The sequence below is a fragment of the Pseudomonas sp. GX19020 genome, assembly GCF_023371075.1.
Classification (GTDB): Bacteria; Pseudomonadota; Alphaproteobacteria; order Rhodobacterales; family Rhodobacteraceae; genus Pseudogemmobacter.
The window spans coordinates 319,085-337,632 of record NZ_JAMCCR010000002.1; the positions used below are offsets into that span (position 1 = coordinate 319,085).

An 18,548-nucleotide genomic window follows, 5' to 3' on the forward strand; every position below is an offset into this window, starting at 1 on the left:
TTAAGGCGTTCTTCACTCTGATCTGTGATCCTGTCCTAGGGTGAGTGAAAAGGGTGACGGGAATGGCCGGGCAAAGCAATGCGCCGCCAGTCATCATCAAACGGAAGAAAGTGGTTTCGGGCGGCGGCCATCATGGTGGCGCCTGGAAAGTGGCCTATGCGGATTTCGTGACCGCAATGATGGCCTTCTTCCTGCTGATGTGGCTGCTGAATGCGACGACAGAAAAACAACGTAAGGGCCTGTCGGATTACTTCAATCCGTCTATCCCGCTCAGCAAGGTTTCAGGGGGCGGCGACGGCACGCTGGGCGGGGAGTCGATTTTTTCCGAAGAGGATCGGACGGCGATGGGCCGCGGTGGTCTCGCCAGCCAGACAGGGGCCGGCGAGGCCGAGGAAAAAGCCCAGGCCGAGATGGTGAAAACCGTCAAAGACGCCCTGTTCGACCGTGGCGGTGAAAGCCGTACCATGGAACAACTGATGCGCCATGTTGTCACCCGGGTCACCGATGAGGGCCTTGTGATCGAACTGTTCGATCTTGATGAGGCCAGCCTGTTCAAAGGCCATACCGCCGAGCCGCAGGAGGTTACCGTTCAACTGGCGCGGATGCTGGCCGAGGTGCTCAATCTGACCGTGAATGGCCTTGCGGTGAATGCCTATGTGCAAAGCTATCCGGTGCCGCTGGTTGAAAATCCGGGCTGGGAACTGACGGCCGACCGTGCCCGTGCCATGCGCAGCCTGCTCCAGGGGGCCGGCATTCAGGCGACCCGGTTCAGCCGCATCGGGGGCTTTGCCGACCGTAAGCCCGCCGTGGCCGATCCGGCCTCCCGCCGCAACAACCGGATCGAGATCGTGCTGCTGCGGCGTGACCGGTAATCCCGATAATTTTATCTGTTAGCGGAAAATTCAGTCCTGCGGGCCAAACCTGTCGCAAGCTCATTCAGGATAAAGGTGCGACTGATGACGATTTCCTCCGCGCTCAATGCCGGCGTAGCCGGGCTCAGCGCCAACGCGACGCGGCTCGCGACGATCTCAGACAATATCGCGAATTCGGGCACTTTCGGCTATAAACGCGCCCATGCTGAATTCTCCAGCATGGTGATCACGAACAATCGCGGCTCTGGCACCTATTCGGCAGGCGGCGTTCGCGCCTCGACAATGCGTCTGATCGAAGAGCGCGGCGGCCTCGTGGGCACCTCGCATCCGCTGGATATCGCGGTTTCGGGGCGCGGCATGCTGCCGGTGATCACCGAAGTTTCGTTGGGCACCAATTCAGTGGACCGCGCGCTTTTGATGACGACGACCGGCTCTTTCCGCACCGATGCGAATGGCGTGCTGAAAACCCAGTCCGGTCTGGTGCTGATGGGCTGGCCTGCCACTTCGGATGGCACCATTCCGGTCTTCCCGCGGGATACGATCACTGGCCTCGTACCTGTTGTGATCAATGCGAACCAGACCGCCGGCGATCCGACCACCCAGATCACGGCGGGGGTCAACCTTCCCGCTACCGCTACCGAAGCCGGCGCCACCGGCGATCCGCTGCCCTTCGCGATCGAATATTTCGGTAATCTCGGCACGTCGGAATCGCTGGATTTCAACTTTACACCGACCGTTCCGGCGGCAGGCAGCCCGCCATCGAACACCTGGACCATGGTGATCCGCGATTCAGCCAGCAATAATGCGATCATCGGGGAATATGTTCTGACCTTCGACGATTCCCGCGCGGCCGGCGGCACGCTCGCGACAGTTGTTGCGGTTCCGGCGGTACCGGCCTGGCCGGCTTATGACGGTGCCACCGGAACCCTGCCGCTGACCGTGGCAGGCGGCCCGATGAGCGTGGCTATCGGCCGCGTCGGTGATCCGAATGGTCTGACCCAGCTTTCCGATGACTTTGCGCCGGTGCAGATCACCAAGGACGGGTCCCCGGTCGGCAATCTCACCACGGTCGAGATCAATCCGAACGGTTATATCATCGCAACCTATGATACCGGGTTCAACCGCGTGCTTTACCAGATCCCGCTGGTCGATGTGCCGAACCCCAATGGCCTGATCTCGCTGCATAACCAGACCTATCAGGTCTCGCCGCAATCGGGCTCCTTCTTCCTCTGGGATGCCGGTGACGGCCCGACCGGCTCGATCGAAGGCTATGCCCGTGAGGGGTCGACAACCGATGTCGCGGCAGAACTGACCTCGCTGATTCAGACCCAGCGGGCCTATTCGTCCGACGCCAAGGTCATCCAGACCGTCGACGAAATGTTGCAGGAAACCACCAATATCAAACGGTAGCGCAAAATGAGCATCACCTCGGCCCTCAATTCCGCGCTGACCGGACTGACCGCCACCTCGCGGCAGGCCGAGGCGGTGTCCAACAATGTCGCCAATGCAACGACCTCGGGCTATGCGCGCCGTTCCGTCTCGCTTTCGGCTCTTAACCTCGGAGGATCGGGTCAGGGCGTGCGCGTGGTCGGCATTACCAGACATGCAGATCTCTATCTGATCAATGACCGCAGGGGCGCTCAGGCCGCTGCGGGTGAAAGCGCGACAAAGGCGGGATTTCTCAACCGGCTTGAGACCATTCTGGGCACAACCGAATCTCCGGGCTCTCTCGTTTCCCGCGTCAGCACGCTGGACACCACCTTGATTGAAGCCGCGAGCCATCCCGAATCCGAGGCAAGGCTTTCTGCTGCGGTTTCGGCAGCAAGATCCCTTGCCACGGGATTGAATCAGGCGAGTGAAGCCATCCAAGCTGAACGCCTCAAGGCAGAGAAGGGCATCGCTTCGGCTGTGGAAAGTCTTAACAGCAGCCTGCGCCAGGTTCAGGAGCTGAACCGGATGATCGCCTCTCACAGCGGCTCCGGTAGGGATGTCTCGGCGTTGATGGATCAGCGCCAGCAGGTGATCGACAGCATCGCCAGCATCATTCCGCTGAAGGAAATGCCACGAGACGGCAATCAGGTTGCGCTGATCTCTGCCGGGGGCGCCGTCCTGCTGGACGGTAACCCCGTGACTTTCGGCTTCACCGAAGTCCATACAATCGTGCCTGAAATGACCCAGGCCAGTGGTGGCCTCTACGGGCTGACCATCAATGGCAAACCGATGGCAACCACCGGCAGCAGCAGCATGATCCTCGGTGGAGAGCTCGGGGCGCTCTTCGCGGTTCGCGACGAACTGGCTGTTGAAGGCCAGTCTCTGCTCGACGCAATGGCGCGTGACATGATTGAAAGGTTCAGCGCAGCGGGTCTCGATCCCACTTTTCCTGCTGGCGCCCCCGGATTGTTCACCGATGGCGGTCTGGCCTTTGATCCCGCTGATGAGGTGGGTCTCGCGTCACGTATCGCATTGAATTTCGCCGCAGATCCTCTGAAAGGCGGCGAGGTCACGCGGCTGCGCGACGGGCTCGGCGCGCCCATGCCGGGCGCTGTTGGAAACTCCACGCTTCTCAATTCACTCTCCACTGCGCTGAACACCAACCGAACCATCGCATCACTGATCCCCGGCGGCAGCAGAAGCCTTGCAGGCCTCGCCGCAGCCATTTTGTCCCGAACCTCCTCCCAGCGTGTCACGCAAGAGACCGAACAAAGCTATACCGCCGCGAGATACACGGCATTGTCCGATATTGAGGCGGCATCGGGCGTGAACACCGATGAGGAACTGCAGTCGCTGCTGGTGATCGAGAAAAACTACGCGGCCAATGCGCGGGTCATTCAGGTCGTGGACGAAATGATCAGAACACTGTTGGGGCTTTGACGATGGAACGCATAAGCTCAAACCCGTTTCTGACCCCGGCACTTCTCCGACAGTCGTCTGAACTTCGTGCGGGCCTGCAAAAGGCCACGCAAGAGATGACGACCGGTAAATTCCTTGATCAGGGTAAAGCCTTGCGTGGCGACTTCTCAGCTCTGGCCGCCACAGATCATGCTCTTGCCCGGCTTGTCGGGTTTGCCGCTGCCACCACCGAACTTACCCTGATGGGCGAGACGATGCAGCGCGCGTTATCTGTCATCTCTGAAGCGACCACAGAGCTTGCGGCCAACCTGCTTCGAACAACCAGTGGCGCGTCTGACACCCTGCTTTCTTCGATCCTGCCCACCGGCATGCGTGATTTCAACACTGCCATTTCAGCACTAAACACCCGCCTTGCCGACAAATCGGTTTTTGGCGGCGACGCTTCAGACCGACTGGCTTTGCCCGGTTCCGAGACGATACTCACGGCACTCGAGAGCGCGATCGCCGGCCTGACGGATGTCGACGACATTTCCAATGCAATAGATGACTGGTTCAACGGGACCGCCGGATATGAGGCATTATACACCGGAGGCCAGGGTCGGGCTGGCCTCAATGTGGCACCTGGCGAGACGGCGTCGCTTCCCTTCACTGCCCTTGACCCTGCAATCCGCGCGACACTGGCGGGCCTCTCTAAGGTGGCTTTGCTTGACCGGGGTCTCTTTACAGGAGATCACGCCTCGCGGTCTGTGCTTGCGCTCAGGGCGGGTGAGAATCTTTTCAACTCTTCCGAAGCGAGGACTGTCCTTGCCGGCAGGATCGGCACGGTTGAGCAACAACTGTCTCAGGCACAAAGCCGGAATTCCGCAGAGAAATCGGCACTTGCTCTGACGCGCAACGGCCTGACCGAAGCAGATCCCTATGAGGCTACGGTGCGCCTTAAGGATCTCGAAAGCAGACTGGACGCATTCTACACCATCACAGCGCGACTGTCACAACTCAGCCTGACGGGATATCTCCGGTGAAACCGAATATCTTCGCCTACGCCCTACAAGGTCTGATCCTGCTGCTTGTCTCAAGCCTCGCTTTGTCGATCCCGGTCCTCGCGCAGCCGGTTCGTATCAAAGATCTGGTCGAAATCGACGGGGTCAGAGGCAACGATCTCGTGGGATATGGTCTTGTCGTAGGGTTGAACGGAACCGGTGACGGCATCCGGAACTCACCGTTCACAGAAGAGATTATGGCAAATCTTCTGGAGAGGCTTGGTGTCAACGTCGTCGGTGAAGCCTCGCGTCCCAAAAATGTCGCGGCCGTTTTCGTCACCGCAACCCTGCCGCCATTTTCCCGGGCCGGGGCGCGGATTGACATAACGGTTTCGGCCATTGGCGATGCGAAAAGCCTGCTTGGTGGAACGCTTGTGATGACGCCGCTGAATGGTGCGGATGGCCAGATCTATGCGGTGGCGCAGGGGACCATCATTGCAGGCGGGATCTCTGCCGAAGGCGATGCAGCTCGGGTTGTCCAGGGCGTGCCAACGGCAGGGACGATCCCCTCCGGCGCACGGGTAGAGCGTGAGGTTCCGTTTGATTTCAATCAGGTTTCAGTTTTGCGGCTTGCGCTGAAATCGGCAGATTTTACGACAGCCGCCAGAATTGAACGGGCCATCAATCAGGAATTTGGCTCACGTTCGGCGACGATGCTGGACGGGGGCACGGTTGCGCTCGACCTTGGCCGTATTGGCGGTGGTTCTCCGGCACATGCCATAGCCAGGATTGAAAGCCTGCGGATCGACCCCGCGACCAGGGCCAGGGTGGTGGTCGATCAGCGATCCGGTACAATCGTGATTGGTGCTGATGTTCGGATCAGCCGTGTTGCGGTGGCACAGGGAAATCTTACCCTGCGTGTAGAAGAGTACCCTATCGCAATCCAGCCCAACCCTTTTGCAGAAGGTGAAACCGTTGTGGTGCCCAGAAGCAATGCTGAAATCACCACGGAAGGCGGTGGCCTGGCAGAAGTTGCCGGTGGTACCAGCCTGTCCGAAGTGGTTTCCGGCCTGAACGCATTGGGTGTTCAGCCGCATGACATGATCGATATTCTCAAAAGCATCCATGCGGCTGGCGCGTTACACGCAGAATTTGTTATCCAGTAGGATAATATTCGAAATATCTCATAATATTCCCCAGTATTATGAATTTCACAACAGGCATCTGGTCTCATATGGTCCGCGCGAACCAGGAACGCCGGATACATGCAGAACTTCATTCTCCCCCCCACTCCGGCTCTCGCCGCCCTGGAAGCCGCTGCACGGCAGCGGATTCTCATTCTCGATGGGGCGATGGGAACCCAGATCCAGGGCCTCGGGCTGACAGAAGAGGATTATTCCGGCCATGGTTCCGGTTGTGCCTGCCGGCATCACTCCGAACACCCGCAAAAGGGCAATAACGATCTTCTGATCCTGACCCAGCCAGAGGCCATCGAGGAAATTCATTTCAATTATGCCATGGCTGGTGCCGATATCGTTGAGACAAACACCTTCTCGGCGACGACCATCGCGCAGGCCGATTATGCGCTGGAAGCAGCGGTAGACGATCTGAACGTCCAGGGGGCCCGCATCGTTCGCCGCGCGCTGGACCGGGCCACAGCCATTGACGGCAAGCCGCGCTTTGTGGCCGGAGCCGTTGGCCCGACCAACCGGACAGCGTCGATCAGCCCTGACGTCAACAATCCGGGTTATCGCGCGGTGACTTTCGATGATCTCCACAAAGCCTATGCCCAACAGATCCGGGGCCTGATCCGGGGCGGCGCCGATATCATCCTGATCGAAACGATTTTCGACACTTTGAACGCCAAAGCCGCCATTTTCGCTTGCCTCAGTGCCTTTGCAGAACATGGAAGCCGGCTGCCCGTGATGATTTCGGGCACCATTACCGATGCATCGGGCCGCACACTTTCGGGGCAGACCCCGACGGCGTTCTGGCATTCGGTGCGACACGCAAAACCCTTCACCATCGGGCTGAACTGTGCGCTCGGGGCCAGCGCGATGCGCCCGCATCTTGTGGAACTTTCCACGGTGGCTGAAACCTTCACCTGCGCCTATCCGAATGCCGGCTTGCCCAATGCGTTTGGTCAATATGACGAGGGACCCGAAGACACCGCCGCCCAGGTTGAGACTTTTGCCCGCGACGGGCTGGTGAATGTGGTTGGCGGGTGCTGCGGCACCACGCCCGGCCATATCCAGGCCATTGCAGACGCCGTCCGCCCCCATAAACCGCGCGAGATCCAAAAATGAGCCGCTATCTTCGTCTCTCGGGGCTGGAACCCTTCATCCTCACGCCCGACATCCCGTTTGTGAATGTCGGCGAGCGTACCAACGTCACCGGCTCGGCCAAATTCCGCAAACTGATCACCAATCGCGACTATGCCGCTGCGCTGGACGTGGCGCGTGATCAGGTGGAAAACGGTGCCCAGATCATCGACATCAACATGGATGAAGGGCTGATCGACAGTAAGGCCGCGATGGTCGAATTCCTCAACCTTGTCGCCTCCGAACCTGATATCGCCCGCGTGCCGGTGATGATCGACAGCTCGAAATGGGAGGTGATCGAGGCCGGGCTGAAATGCGTTCAGGGTAAACCGATCGTCAATTCGATCAGCCTGAAAGAGGGGGAGGATCAGTTCCGCCACCATGCCGGTCTGTGCCTGGCCTACGGTGCGGCTGTGGTGGTCATGGCCTTTGACGAGACGGGCCAGGCCGACACATTCCAGCGCAAGACCGAGATCTGCGCCCGGGCCTACCGCATCCTGACCGAGGAAATCGGCTTCCCGCCGGAAGATATCATCTTTGACCCGAACGTTTTCGCGGTCGCGACCGGTATCGAGGAACACAATAATTACGGCGTCGATTTCATCGAGGCGACGCGCTGGATCCGCCAGAACCTGCCGCATTGTCACATCTCGGGCGGAGTTTCGAACCTTTCATTCAGCTTCCGCGGCAATGAACCTGTGCGCGAGGCGATGCATTGCGTCTTTCTCTACCATGCCATTCAGGCCGGTATGGATATGGGCATCGTCAATGCGGGCCAGCTCGCCGTTTATGACCAGATCGAGCACGAGCTGCGCGAGGCCTGCGAGGATGTCGTCCTCAACCGTCGTGATGACGCGACCGAACGCATGCTGGAAATCGCGGAAAAATTCCGCGGTGGCGCGCGCGAGGAAAAGGTGCGCGATCTGCAATGGCGCGACTGGCCTGTGGAAAAACGTCTCGAACATGCGCTTGTGAATGGCATCACCGAGTTCATCGAAGAGGATACCGAGGTTGCACGCCAGCAGGCCGCCCGCCCGCTGCATGTGATCGAGGGCCCGCTGATGGCGGGGATGAATGTCGTCGGTGACCTGTTCGGCGCCGGCAAGATGTTCCTGCCCCAGGTGGTGAAATCGGCACGGGTGATGAAACAGGCTGTCGCCGTGCTCCTGCCCTATATGGAAGAGGAAAAGGCGGCTCAGGGTGGCGAGATGCGCCGTTCCGCTGGCCGGGTGCTGATGGCGACGGTGAAAGGCGATGTGCATGACATCGGCAAGAACATCGTCGGTGTCGTGCTGGCCTGCAATAATTACGAGATCATCGACCTTGGCGTGATGGTGCCGCCGCAGAAGATCCTTGAGATCGCGCGCGAACAACAGGTTGATGTGATTGGGCTTTCCGGCCTGATCACCCCCAGCCTTGATGAAATGGTGCATCTGGCCTCGGAGATGGAGCGTGAAGGTTTCAGCATTCCGCTGCTGATCGGCGGCGCGACGACGTCGAAGGTGCATACGGCGGTGAAAATCGCGCCGCGCTACCATAAAGGCCAGGCGATCTATGTGCTGGATGCCAGCCGTGCGGTCGGCGTGGTCAGCCAGCTGCTCAGTGAAACGCAGAAAGAGCCCTATATCGCGTCGATCCAGGCCGAATATGTCGAGGTGGCAGAGCGTCACGAACGCGCCGAACTGGCAAAGAAACGCCTGCCACTGGAAGCCGCCCGCGCCAATGCGTTCAAAATCGACTGGACGGGCTATGCCCCCCCTGCCCCGCAATTCACCGGTGCCCGGGTGATCGAAGACTGGGATCTTGCGGATATCGCGCGCTATATCGACTGGACCCCCTTCTTCCAGACCTGGGAGCTGAAAGGCGTTTACCCCCGTATTCTCGAGGATGAAAAGCAGGGCGAGGCTGCGCGCCAGCTGTTCGAAGACGCCCAGGACATGCTGCAGCGCATCATCACCGAGCAATGGTTCCGCCCGCGCGCCGTGATCGGCTTCTGGCCCGCCAATGCGACCGGCGACGATATTCGTCTCTATACAGGCGAAAACCGTGCCGAAACCCTGGCTATGCTGCACACCCTGCGTCAGCAGACGACCAAGCGGGACGGGCGTCCGAATGTGGCGCTTTCGGATTTCGTCGGCCCGGAGGGCACGCCGGATTATGTCGGCGGGTTCGTGGTGACGGCCGGCCCGGAAGAGGCCGAGATCGCCGCGCGCTATGAGCGGGCGAATGATGATTACGGCTCGATCATGGTCAAGGCGCTGGCTGACCGCTATGCCGAAGCCATGGCCGAGATGCTGCATGAACGGGTGCGCAAGGAATATTGGGGATACGGCGCGGCAGAGACCTTCCAGCCGCATGAGCTGATCGGCGAGCCCTATGCCGGCATCCGCCCTGCCCCGGGCTATCCGGCGCAGCCCGATCATACCGAGAAACTCACCCTCTTCCGCCTGCTGGATGCCGAAAAAAATACGGGCGTCACGCTGACCGAAAGTATGGCGATGTGGCCAGGCTCATCGGTGTCCGGCTTCTATATCGGCCATCCCGCCAGCTATTATTTCGGCGTGGCCAGGGTCGAGCGGGATCAGGTGCTGGATTACGCTTCCCGCAAGGGCATGGATCTTGCCGAGGCCGAACGCTGGCTGGCGCCGATCCTGAATTACACCCCTGATAATGGCGTAAAACTGGCGGCGGAATAGGCCCGACCTTGACCAGGGGTCAGGCATCGGCTAGCCCGCTGCCGACCCCATTCAAACGGAGCGCCCCGATGGCCAACCCCTCCCTCCTGATCCTTGCCGGTGACGGCATCGGCCCCGAAGTCATGGATGAGGTGAAAAAAGTCATCTCCTGGATGGGCACCGCCCGCGGCATCCATTTCGATGTCTCCGAGGATCTGGTGGGCGGCTGCGCTTATGACGCGCATGGCACGCCGCTGACCGACGCGACCATGGCAAAGGCGCAGGAGGTTGACGCGGTTCTGCTCGGCGCGGTGGGCGGTCCGAAATATGACAAGCTCGATTTCAGCGTAAAGCCCGAGCGTGGCCTGCTGCGGCTGCGCAAGGAAATGGACCTGTTTTCCAACCTGCGCCCGGCGCAGTGCTTTGACGCACTGGCCGATTTCTCGTCGCTGAAGCGCGATGTGGTTGCCGGTCTCGACATCATGATCGTGCGCGAGCTGACCTCGGGCGTCTATTTCGGCGAGCCGCGCGGGATCTTCAAAGAGGGCAATGAGCGCGTCGGCATCAACACGCAGCGCTATACCGAGAGCGAAATCGCCCGGGTCGCGAAATCGGCTTTTGAACTCGCGCGGCGCCGGGGCAACAAGGTCTGCTCGATGGAGAAGGCCAATGTGATGGAATCGGGCATTCTTTGGCGCGACGTTGTCACCGAGGTGCATCAGCGCGATTACCAGGATGTCGAACTCAGCCATATGTATGCCGATGCCGGCGCGATGCAGCTGACCCGCTGGCCGAAACAGTTCGACGTCATCGTGACCGACAACCTGTTCGGCGATCTTCTGTCGGATCTGGCCGCGATGCTGACTGGTTCGCTCGGCATGCTGCCCTCGGCCAGCCTTGGCGCGCCGATGGCCAATGGCCGCCCGAAAGCGATGTATGAGCCGGTGCATGGCTCGGCCCCCGATATTGCTGGCCAGGGCAAGGCGAACCCCATCGCCTGTATCCTCAGCTTCGCCATGGCGCTGCGCTACAGCTTTGATCTTGGCGACGAGGCCACCCGCGTCGAGAAAGCCGTTGAAAAGGTACTCGCCGACGGGCTGCGCACCGCAGACCTTCTTGGCCCGGAGGGCGGCTCGCCCATCGGCACCGCCGCTATGGGTGACGCGATCATCGCGGCGCTTGCTGCCTCGGTCTGACCTGCTTTGTCCCCGGAGCCATTGGCTCCGGGGACAATTGCTTCGGGCCTTTAGTCCCAGCCCATCTGCTTCAGATAGCCCTCGATCAGCGGCACGTCAGAAGGGTTGTTCAGCTCCCAGAATTTCGCACCGGGGGCCGAGACCTCGACCACATCGACCGGATGGCCGTTCTCCAGAAAACGAAGCTGCTCCAGCCCTTCCAGCGTCTCGAGCGGGCCTGGCTCCCATTGACCATAGGCGGCCAGCGCGGCGGGGCGATAGGCGTAAAGCCCGACATGGTGGAAGACCGGCACCTGGCCGTCGACCACGCCTTTGCCATTGGTGAACGGGATCACCTCTTTCGAAAAATAAAGCGCCTGACCCAGCCGGTTCGCGACCACGGTCGTGGCGCCCACGCGCCCGGCCGCGCGGTCGGCGATGAAGTTTCGCACGGCGTCTTCGTCACAGCGCAGGATCGGTGTGGCGATGCCGGTGGCAGGGTTATCGCGCATATGCCGGATCAGCGCGGTGACGAAAGACGGCGGCGTCAGTGGCGCATCGCCTTGTAAATTCACCACAATCTGCGGTGAGAGCCCGGCGTTCTTTACCGCTTCTGCCACACGCTCGGTGCCGTTGCGCGCGGTTTCCGAGGTCATGATCACCTCGGCCCCGATCCGCCGCGCCTCGTCGGCGATGCGGCTGTCATCGGTTGCGACATAAAGCCCGATGCCGCCGCCGGCCTCTTCGACGGCGCGGCGCCCGGCTATGACGGAGCGTTCCAGCAGGCTGCGCCCTGCCCCGCTCGCGCCTTTCAGCATGGCCAGCGGCTTGGCCGGATAGCGGGTCGAAGCGTAGCGGGCCGGGATGATGATGACCGTATCCATCGCGGTTTACCTCACAGGCCCTTGGCCAATGCGTCAAAGCAGCGCAAGGTACCGATCAGGTCTTTCAGCTGATCGACCGGCACCATATTCGGCCCGTCCGAGGGCGCATTGTCGGGGTCCTGATGGGTCTCGATAAAGAGGCCCGAGACGCCGACCGCACAGGCCGCCCGCGCCAGAACCGGCACATATTCGCGCTGCCCGCCCGAGGAATTCCCCTGCCCGCCCGGCTGCTGCACCGAATGGGTGGCGTCGAAAATCACCGGCCAGCCGGTTTCGGCCATACGCGGCAGGCCCCGGAAATCGGTGACCAGCGTATTATAGCCAAAGGACGTCCCGCGCTCGCAGAGCATGATATTGCGGTTGCCGGTCGAGGCGACCTTGGCCGCGACATTGTCCATATCCCAGGGCGCAAGGAACTGGCCCTTTTTGATATTCACAGCTTTGCCCGTCGCGCCCGCCGCCAGCAAAAGATCGGTCTGACGACTGAGAAAAGCCGGGATCTGCAGCACATCGCAAACCTCTGCCGCAGGCGCGCAATGGCCCGGCTCATGCACATCGGTCAGCACCGGGACGCGGAATTCGTCGCGGATCAGGCCGAGGATCTCGAGCCCCTTCTCCATCCCGAGGCCGCGCTTGCCGCCCAGCGAAGACCGGTTCGCCTTGTCATAGCTGGCCTTGAAGATGAATTTCGTGCCGGTGGGCGCGCAGGCCTCAAGGATCCTTTCGGCCATCATCCGCGCATGGTCATGGCTTTCCAGCTGGCAGGGGCCGCAGATCAGCGCGATCGGGTTCTTTCCGCCGAAGGCAATATCGCCGATGGTGACAATGTTCTGGCTCATCTGTGTTTCTCCGGCGCTGCGATATGGCATGGTTATGGCATGAAATCGGGTCTCTCTGCCAGACAGTCCGGGCCAGACAGACCGAGGCCGCGCAGGTACAGAGCGGGCCGCCGCTTGTTGCGTGACAAATACACATTACCTCATTATACCAGTTCTGTCGCAGGAGGACCCCGGCATGACTCAGACCCTGAAGATTGCGCTGATCGGCGCCGGTTTCTTTGCCCGGAACCAGTTGTTTGCCTGGGCGGGGATCGAAGGGGCAGAGGTCGTCGCGATCTGTGACCGCGACCCGGCGCGGCTCGCGGCTGCGGGCGACGAATTCGGGATCGCGCGCCGTTACAGGGACGCGGCAGAGCTGTTTGCCGATGGCGGTTTCGATGTGGCCGATATCGCGACGACGGTGGGCTCACATCGGGCACTGGTTGAAATGGCTGCGACTGCCGGTGTGCATGTGATCTGCCAGAAGCCGTTTGCGCCCACCCTGGAGGATGCGAAAGCCATGGTTGCCGCCGTGGTAGAAACCGGCAAGACCCTGATGATACACGAGAATTTCCGCTGGCAATCCGCCGTGCGTCAGGTGATCGACGCGCTGCGCGCGGGTGAGATCGGCGAGCCGTTCTTTGGCCGCGTATCCTTCCGCTCGGGTTATGATGTGTTCTCAGGCCAGCCTTACCTGGCCGAGGGCGAACGCTTCATCATCGAGGATCTCGGGATCCATATCCTCGACATCGCGCGGGCTTTGTTCGGCGATGTGGCGCGGATCGCGGCGACCACGCGGCGGGTCAATCCGAAGATCAAAGGCGAGGACGTCGCCACGATGCAGCTTTTGCACAAATCGGGCGTGACCTCGGTGGTGGATTGTTCCTACGCGACCAAACGCCTCCCCGAGACCTTCCCCGAAAGCCTGATCGAGATTGACGGGACCGAAGGCAGCCTGCGTCTTGATGCCGGATACAAGCTGGTAATCCAGCGTGATGGCGGATCGCAGACCCGGGATGTCAGCCCGCCGCTTCTGCCCTGGGCGGAACGTCCCTGGCACAATATCCAGGAAAGTGTTCAGATCATCCAACAGCATTTCGTGGATTGCCTGCGGGAGGGACGCCAGCCGGAAACCTCGGGCACTGACAATCTTGAAACCTTTGCCCTGGTCGAGGCCGCTTACCTTTCCGCCGCTGAAGGCCGCTCGGTCGATCCGGGGGCGCTCTGATGGGCGCAGTTGAGCTTTATGGCACGGCCGAACCGGTGGCCGAGGCGGAAATCATCCGCCATGGTGATGTCAGCCTCGGGTTTCAGGATGGCGCCCTTCGCCATATCTGCGTGGGTGGTATCGAGATTATCCGTCAGATCGCCTTTCTGGTGCGCGACCGCGACTGGGGCACCGTGCGCCCGGAAATCGGCGCGGTCGGGCGTACGACCAGGGGGGACGACCTGCTGCTCCGCTTCCCGATGGTCTTCCGGTCGAACGGCGCGGAACAGCATGTGAGCCTTTTGCTGACCATTGGCACGACCAGCCTCACCTTTGCCGCTGAATCGCGAATTTCAGGCATATTCGAGACGAATCGAACCGGTTTTACCTTGCTGCATCCGATCACCGGGGTTGCCGGAGCGCCGGCCCGCGTGACCCATAGCGACGGGTCGGTGGACCGCAGCCGCTTCCCTGATCTGATCGAGCCATGGCAGCCCTTTAAGGATATCGTCCATCTGGAACATGAAGCGCATGGGCTGACGATCAGCTGCGCGTTTGAGGGCGATACGTTCGAGATGGAGGATCAGCGCCAATGGGGCGATGCCTCTTACAAGACCTATAACCGCCCGCTGACCCTGCCCTGGCCCTATCAGTTGACCGGCGCCGATACGCTGCGCCAGTCGGTCACGCTTAGTTGGAGCGGTGCGGGCATTGCCGCCAAAGCAGCACCGGTCGCGATCCCGGCGGGCACCGTCTTCCCCGATCTTGCACTGGTCGTGACCCCGGACGAGGCGCGTAACCCGGAGGCCGCTCAGATGCTGGCACTGGTTGCGCCGCAGCGCATACTTGCCCATGTCGATGCGACGCTCACCGAGCCGGTCTCAAGTCAGCTCGCCGCTTTTGCCGCTTTGCAGGTTGCTTACCCCGCGGCGATCTATGATCTGGAACTGATCTGCCGTTTCCGGGGCGATCCCGTGCCGGAACTCACCGCGCATGCCAGGGATCTTGGTGCATCGGGCCTGGCTGTGGCCTCGGTGTTCGTCTGCCCTTCGGTTGACCGGCAATCGACGCCGCCGGGTTCTGCCTGGCCCGATTGCCCGCCACTGGACCAGATCCATGCCGCGGCCGCACGCGCCTTCCCTGGCATCAAACGCGGCGGTGGCATGGCGAGCTTCTTCCCCGAACTGAACCGCAAACGCCCGCCTGCCGGGCTCGATTTTGTCAGCCACGGCTTTTGCCCGATCATTCACGCCTCCGACGATCTCGCGGTGATGGAGACGCTGGAAGCGGTGCCGCATATCGCGCGCTCGGCCCGTGCGATCATCGGGGTGGCGGAATACCGGATCGGCCCGTCGACCATCGCGATGCGGCAGAACCCTTACGGTTCGCGGACCATCCCGAACCCAAAGGGCGGCCGCGTGGCGATGACCGATGACGACCCCCGCCACCGCGCGGCCTTTGGCGCTGCCTGGACGCTGGGTATGGCGACGGCTCTGGCGCCTTTCGCGCCTGCTGTCTGGACGCCTGCTGCGCTGTTCGGCCCGCGTGGCCTGGGCGATGGGGCCTGGCCGGTTGCGGCATTGCTGCGTGAACTGGCGGCCAGCGCCGGGCAGCAGGTCATGGCGGCGCAGATCCAGGATGGAGAAGCGAGGCTCCGGCTTGGTGACCGGCTTTTCCGCGCCAACCTGACCGCTGTTCAGACCGGTGATCTGCCGCCCTTTGGCTGGGTGGTGACGCCGTCATAAGCCGCACCATGGACGCGCGCGCCGTCTCTGCCTAAGAAGGGTCATGCGCCCAATGGACGGTCCCCCGATGAAGCCAGAGAAAGCACGCAGTCTGCATGAGACGCTGCTGACGAAATTTCATGGCTTCATCGTCAGCCAGGAATGGCCACCGGGTTTTCAACTGCCCTTCGAAACCGATCTGGCCGAGGCGCATGGCGTGTCGCGGATGACGATGAACAAGGTGCTGACGCAGCTGACCCGCGAGGGCTATCTGGTGCGGCGGCGCAAGCTGGGCACCTTTGTTGCACAGCCACGCGCGCAATCGGCGGTGATGGAGATCACCGATATCGAGGCCGAAGTAAGGGCGCTTGGCCTGGCCTGGCGGTTCCAGCTGATGTCACGGGCGCTGCGCCCGGCGGTGGAAGGCGAGATGCGTGAAGCGCGGATCTCTGACGCTGCGGCGCCGGTTCTGGCGTTGCGCGGGCTGCATTTCGCGGGCGATCTGCCCTTTTGTCTGGAAGAACGGATCATCAACCCCGCAGCCGCCCCGGCTGCACTGGACCAGGATTTCAGCCATGAGGCGCCGGGGCACTGGCTGCGGCTGGAAATTCCCTGGACTTCGGCGGAGAACCGGATCCGGGCGGTCAATGCGTCCGAAGCGCTGGCGCGCGATCTGCGCCTGCCTGCTGGCGAGGCCTGTCTGGAACTGACGCGGCGGACGGAGCTTTCCGGCCAATGGGTGACGCTGGTGCGGCAAAGCTATCCGGGAGAACGCCACCAGCTGATGGCTCAGTTCGAACCGCGCGCTGACGATTCCCGCCCGGGCTGAGTAAAGCGGACCGCTATGGCCAGGGTTCCGGCCAGCGTGCTGATCAGATCTGGCCGCTGCGTGAAATCCACAAGGTCCAGCCGCTGCAACCCGCCCGCCGGCGCGAGCAACAGCGCAAGGTCGAAGTCATGGTCCACCGGCAGCGCGCCCTTGCTGACCTCAGCCTGCAAGGGGCGACGGCACATGACGTTGAAATCCAGCAGCGCCGGCCCGATCAGCCGCGCCGAGACCGGGGTCTCGCCTGAAAACGCAAAGGGCGGGCTGGTCTCGTCAAGCCGGTGGTCGCCTTGCGGGCTGGACAGCACCATTGGCCCGCCCTCGATCACCGTGAGCACGCGGTCAATGCCGGGAAACTCGGAAAACGGCCCGTCAGACGCCACCCAGGCGGTAGAGACCCGCCAGATAAACGTCTCTGACCCGGCAGAAAGGGGCGAAATGGCGATCTCTGCCGTTTGCCCGCCGCCATTCTTCCAGGGCCGGAAGCTTCGGCCTTCGGCCGGGTAGATGCCCCTCACTTCAATATGCCCGGCAGGCGCAGACCATGCAGGCGGGCGCAGTCTTTCGCCAGCTCATACCCCGCATCGGCATGGCGCATCACGCCTGAGGCCGGGTCATTCCACAACACGCGCTCCAGCCGTTTCGCGGCCTCGGGCGTGCCATCTGCGACGATAACCACGCCCGCATGCTGGCTGAACCCCATTCCCACGCCACCGCCGTGATGGATCGACACCCAGGTTGCGCCCGAAGCGGTATTGGTCAGCGCGTTCAGCAGCGGCCAGTCCGAGACGGCGTCCGACCCGTCGATCATGCCCTCTGTCTCGCGGTTCGGGCTGGCGACCGAGCCGCTGTCCAGATGATCGCGCCCGATCACAATGGGCGCCTTCAGCTCTCCGCCAGCCACCATTTCGTTGAACATCAGCCCGGCGCGATGCCGGTCGCCAAGGCCAATCCAGCAGATCCGGGCGGGAAGGCCCTGAAACGCGATCCGCTCGGATGCCATATCCAGCCAGCGATGCAGGTGTCGGTTATCCGGGAAGAGCCGCTTCATCGCCGCATCGGTTTTGGCGATATCCTCAGGGTCGCCCGAAAGCGCCGCCCAGCGGAAGGGGCCGATGCCTTCGCAGAACAAAGGCCGGATACAGGCGGGCACGAAACCGGGAAAGGCGAAGGCGCGCCCGAACCCTTCTTCTTTGGCCATCTGTCTGATATTATTGCCGTAATCGACCGTGGGCACACCGGCATCATGGAAACCGGTCATCGCCTCGACATGCGCCCGCATCGAGGCCCGCGCGGCGCGCTCGACGCCAGCCGGATCGCTTTCCTGCCGCGCGCGCCATTCGCCAACGCTCCAGCCGGCGGGGCAATAGCCATGCACGGGATCATGGGCCGAAGTCTGGTCGGTCACGATATCGGGGCCGCCATTCGGCAGCGCCTCACCGGCCAGCTGGCGGCGCAGCAGTTCGGGGAAGATCTCGGCGGCATTGCCCAGAAGGCCCACCGATTTCGCCTCGCCCTTTGCGGTCCAATCCGCGATCAGGGCCAGCGCCTCATCCAGCGTGCGCGCTTTCGCATCGACATATTTCGTGCGGATGCGGAAATCGATCCGCGTCTCATCGACCTCGACCGCAAGGCACGACGCGCCTGCGAAAACCGCCGCCAGCGGCTGTGCGCCGCCCATACCGCCAAGCCCGCCGGTCAGCACCCATTTGCCAGTCAGATCGCCGTTGTAATGCTGACGCCCCATTTCGGCGAAGGTCTCGTAGGTGCCCTGAACGATGCCCTGCGCGCCGATATAGATCCAGGATCCGGCCGTCATCTGGCCATACATCATCAGGCCCTTGCGATCGAGCTCGTTGAAATGTTCCCAGGTGGCCCAGCGGGGGACGAGGTTGGAATTCGCGATCAGCACGCGCGGCGCGTCCGTATGGGTGTGGACGATGGAAACCGGCTTGCCCGACTGCACCAGCAGAGTCTCATCCGCTTCCAGATCGCGCAGCGCCTCGACGATCAGGTCGAAATCCTCCCAGCTGCGGGCGGCCCGACCGATGCCGCCATAAACCACCAGCTCATGCGGGTTCTCGGCCACATCCGGATGCAGGTTATTCATCAGCATTCTGAGCGCGGCTTCGGCGCCCCAGGTCTTGCAGCTGATCTCCGGCCCGGTCGGCGGGTAGATGTCGCGGGTGTTATGGCGGGTCATGGTCATGGCGGGA

At 61.9% G+C, this 18,548-nt stretch carries 13 protein-coding genes and 1 pseudogene; 10 read left to right on the forward strand and 4 right to left on the reverse strand.

The window, feature by feature from the left end:
• Nucleotides 1-62: 62 nt before the first annotated feature.
• The 7 genes and pseudogenes from M3484_RS06155 (at nucleotide 63) to leuB (ending at nucleotide 10,894) form a co-directional block, all read left to right on the forward strand.
• Nucleotides 63-872, forward strand: a complete 810-nt coding sequence (locus M3484_RS06155; protein ID WP_249496183.1) for a flagellar motor protein MotB — start codon at nucleotides 63-65, stop codon at nucleotides 870-872.
• Between the two features lie 84 nt (nucleotides 873-956).
• On the forward strand, nucleotides 957-2,282 hold the full coding sequence (locus M3484_RS06160) for a flagellar hook protein FlgE (protein ID WP_249496184.1): 1,326 nt from the start codon (nucleotides 957-959) through the stop codon (nucleotides 2,280-2,282).
• A gap of 6 nt (nucleotides 2,283-2,288) precedes the next feature.
• A complete protein-coding gene (gene flgK, locus M3484_RS06165; RefSeq protein WP_249496185.1) occupies nucleotides 2,289-3,743 on the forward strand; it encodes a flagellar hook-associated protein FlgK in 1,455 nt (484 codons plus the stop codon).
• 2 nt (nucleotides 3,744-3,745) lie between these two features.
• On the forward strand, nucleotides 3,746-4,744 hold the full coding sequence (locus M3484_RS06170) for a flagellin (RefSeq protein WP_249496186.1): 999 nt from the start codon (nucleotides 3,746-3,748) through the stop codon (nucleotides 4,742-4,744).
• The gene (locus M3484_RS06175; RefSeq protein ID WP_249496187.1) at nucleotides 4,741-5,868 is read left to right on the forward strand and encodes a flagellar basal body P-ring protein FlgI; all 1,128 of its coding nucleotides are present in this window, start codon (nucleotides 4,741-4,743) and stop codon (nucleotides 5,866-5,868) included. The genes M3484_RS06170 and M3484_RS06175 overlap by 4 nt, the downstream gene beginning before the upstream one ends.
• Before the next feature lie 99 nt (nucleotides 5,869-5,967).
• A pseudogene (gene metH / locus M3484_RS06180) lies at nucleotides 5,968-9,719 on the forward strand (methionine synthase).
• Between the two features lie 68 nt (nucleotides 9,720-9,787).
• Entirely contained in the window at nucleotides 9,788-10,894 is a 1,107-nt protein-coding gene (leuB, locus tag M3484_RS06185) for a 3-isopropylmalate dehydrogenase (RefSeq protein WP_092900299.1), read from the forward strand.
• 50 nt (nucleotides 10,895-10,944) lie between these two features.
• Here the strand turns inward: leuB and M3484_RS06190 are convergent, their stop codons facing one another.
• Nucleotides 10,945-11,757 (reverse strand): 3-deoxy-manno-octulosonate cytidylyltransferase, encoded by an 813-nt coding sequence (locus M3484_RS06190; RefSeq protein WP_249496188.1) that lies wholly within the window; start codon nucleotides 11,755-11,757, stop codon nucleotides 10,945-10,947.
• 11 nt (nucleotides 11,758-11,768) lie between these two features.
• Complete coding sequence (kdsA, locus tag M3484_RS06195; protein ID WP_249496189.1) at nucleotides 11,769-12,596, reverse strand: 3-deoxy-8-phosphooctulonate synthase; 828 nt, start codon at nucleotides 12,594-12,596, stop codon at nucleotides 11,769-11,771.
• Nucleotides 12,597-12,771: 175 nt separating this feature from the next.
• Between kdsA and M3484_RS06200 the strand changes: the two genes are divergently transcribed.
• The 3 genes from M3484_RS06200 (at nucleotide 12,772) to hutC (ending at nucleotide 16,335) form a co-directional block, all read left to right on the forward strand.
• Complete coding sequence (locus M3484_RS06200) at nucleotides 12,772-13,803, forward strand: Gfo/Idh/MocA family protein (RefSeq protein WP_249496190.1); 1,032 nt, start codon at nucleotides 12,772-12,774, stop codon at nucleotides 13,801-13,803.
• Nucleotides 13,803-15,527 (forward strand): D-apionate lactonase family protein, encoded by a 1,725-nt coding sequence (locus M3484_RS06205; protein ID WP_249496191.1) that lies wholly within the window; start codon nucleotides 13,803-13,805, stop codon nucleotides 15,525-15,527. Before M3484_RS06200 ends, M3484_RS06205 begins: the two co-directional genes overlap by 1 nt.
• Before the next feature lie 67 nt (nucleotides 15,528-15,594).
• Nucleotides 15,595-16,335, forward strand: coding sequence for a histidine utilization transcriptional repressor HutC (gene hutC / locus M3484_RS06210; RefSeq protein ID WP_249496192.1), 741 nt, complete (start codon nucleotides 15,595-15,597; stop codon nucleotides 16,333-16,335).
• Here hutC and M3484_RS06215 read toward each other — a convergent pair.
• Nucleotides 16,296-16,850, reverse strand: a complete 555-nt coding sequence (locus M3484_RS06215) for a HutD/Ves family protein (RefSeq protein WP_249496193.1) — start codon at nucleotides 16,848-16,850, stop codon at nucleotides 16,296-16,298. The genes hutC and M3484_RS06215 overlap by 40 nt on opposite strands.
• Nucleotides 16,847-18,541, reverse strand: a complete 1,695-nt coding sequence (gene hutU / locus M3484_RS06220) for a urocanate hydratase (protein ID WP_249496194.1) — start codon at nucleotides 18,539-18,541, stop codon at nucleotides 16,847-16,849. Before hutU ends, M3484_RS06215 begins: the two co-directional genes overlap by 4 nt.
• Nucleotides 18,542-18,548 lie beyond the last annotated feature (7 nt).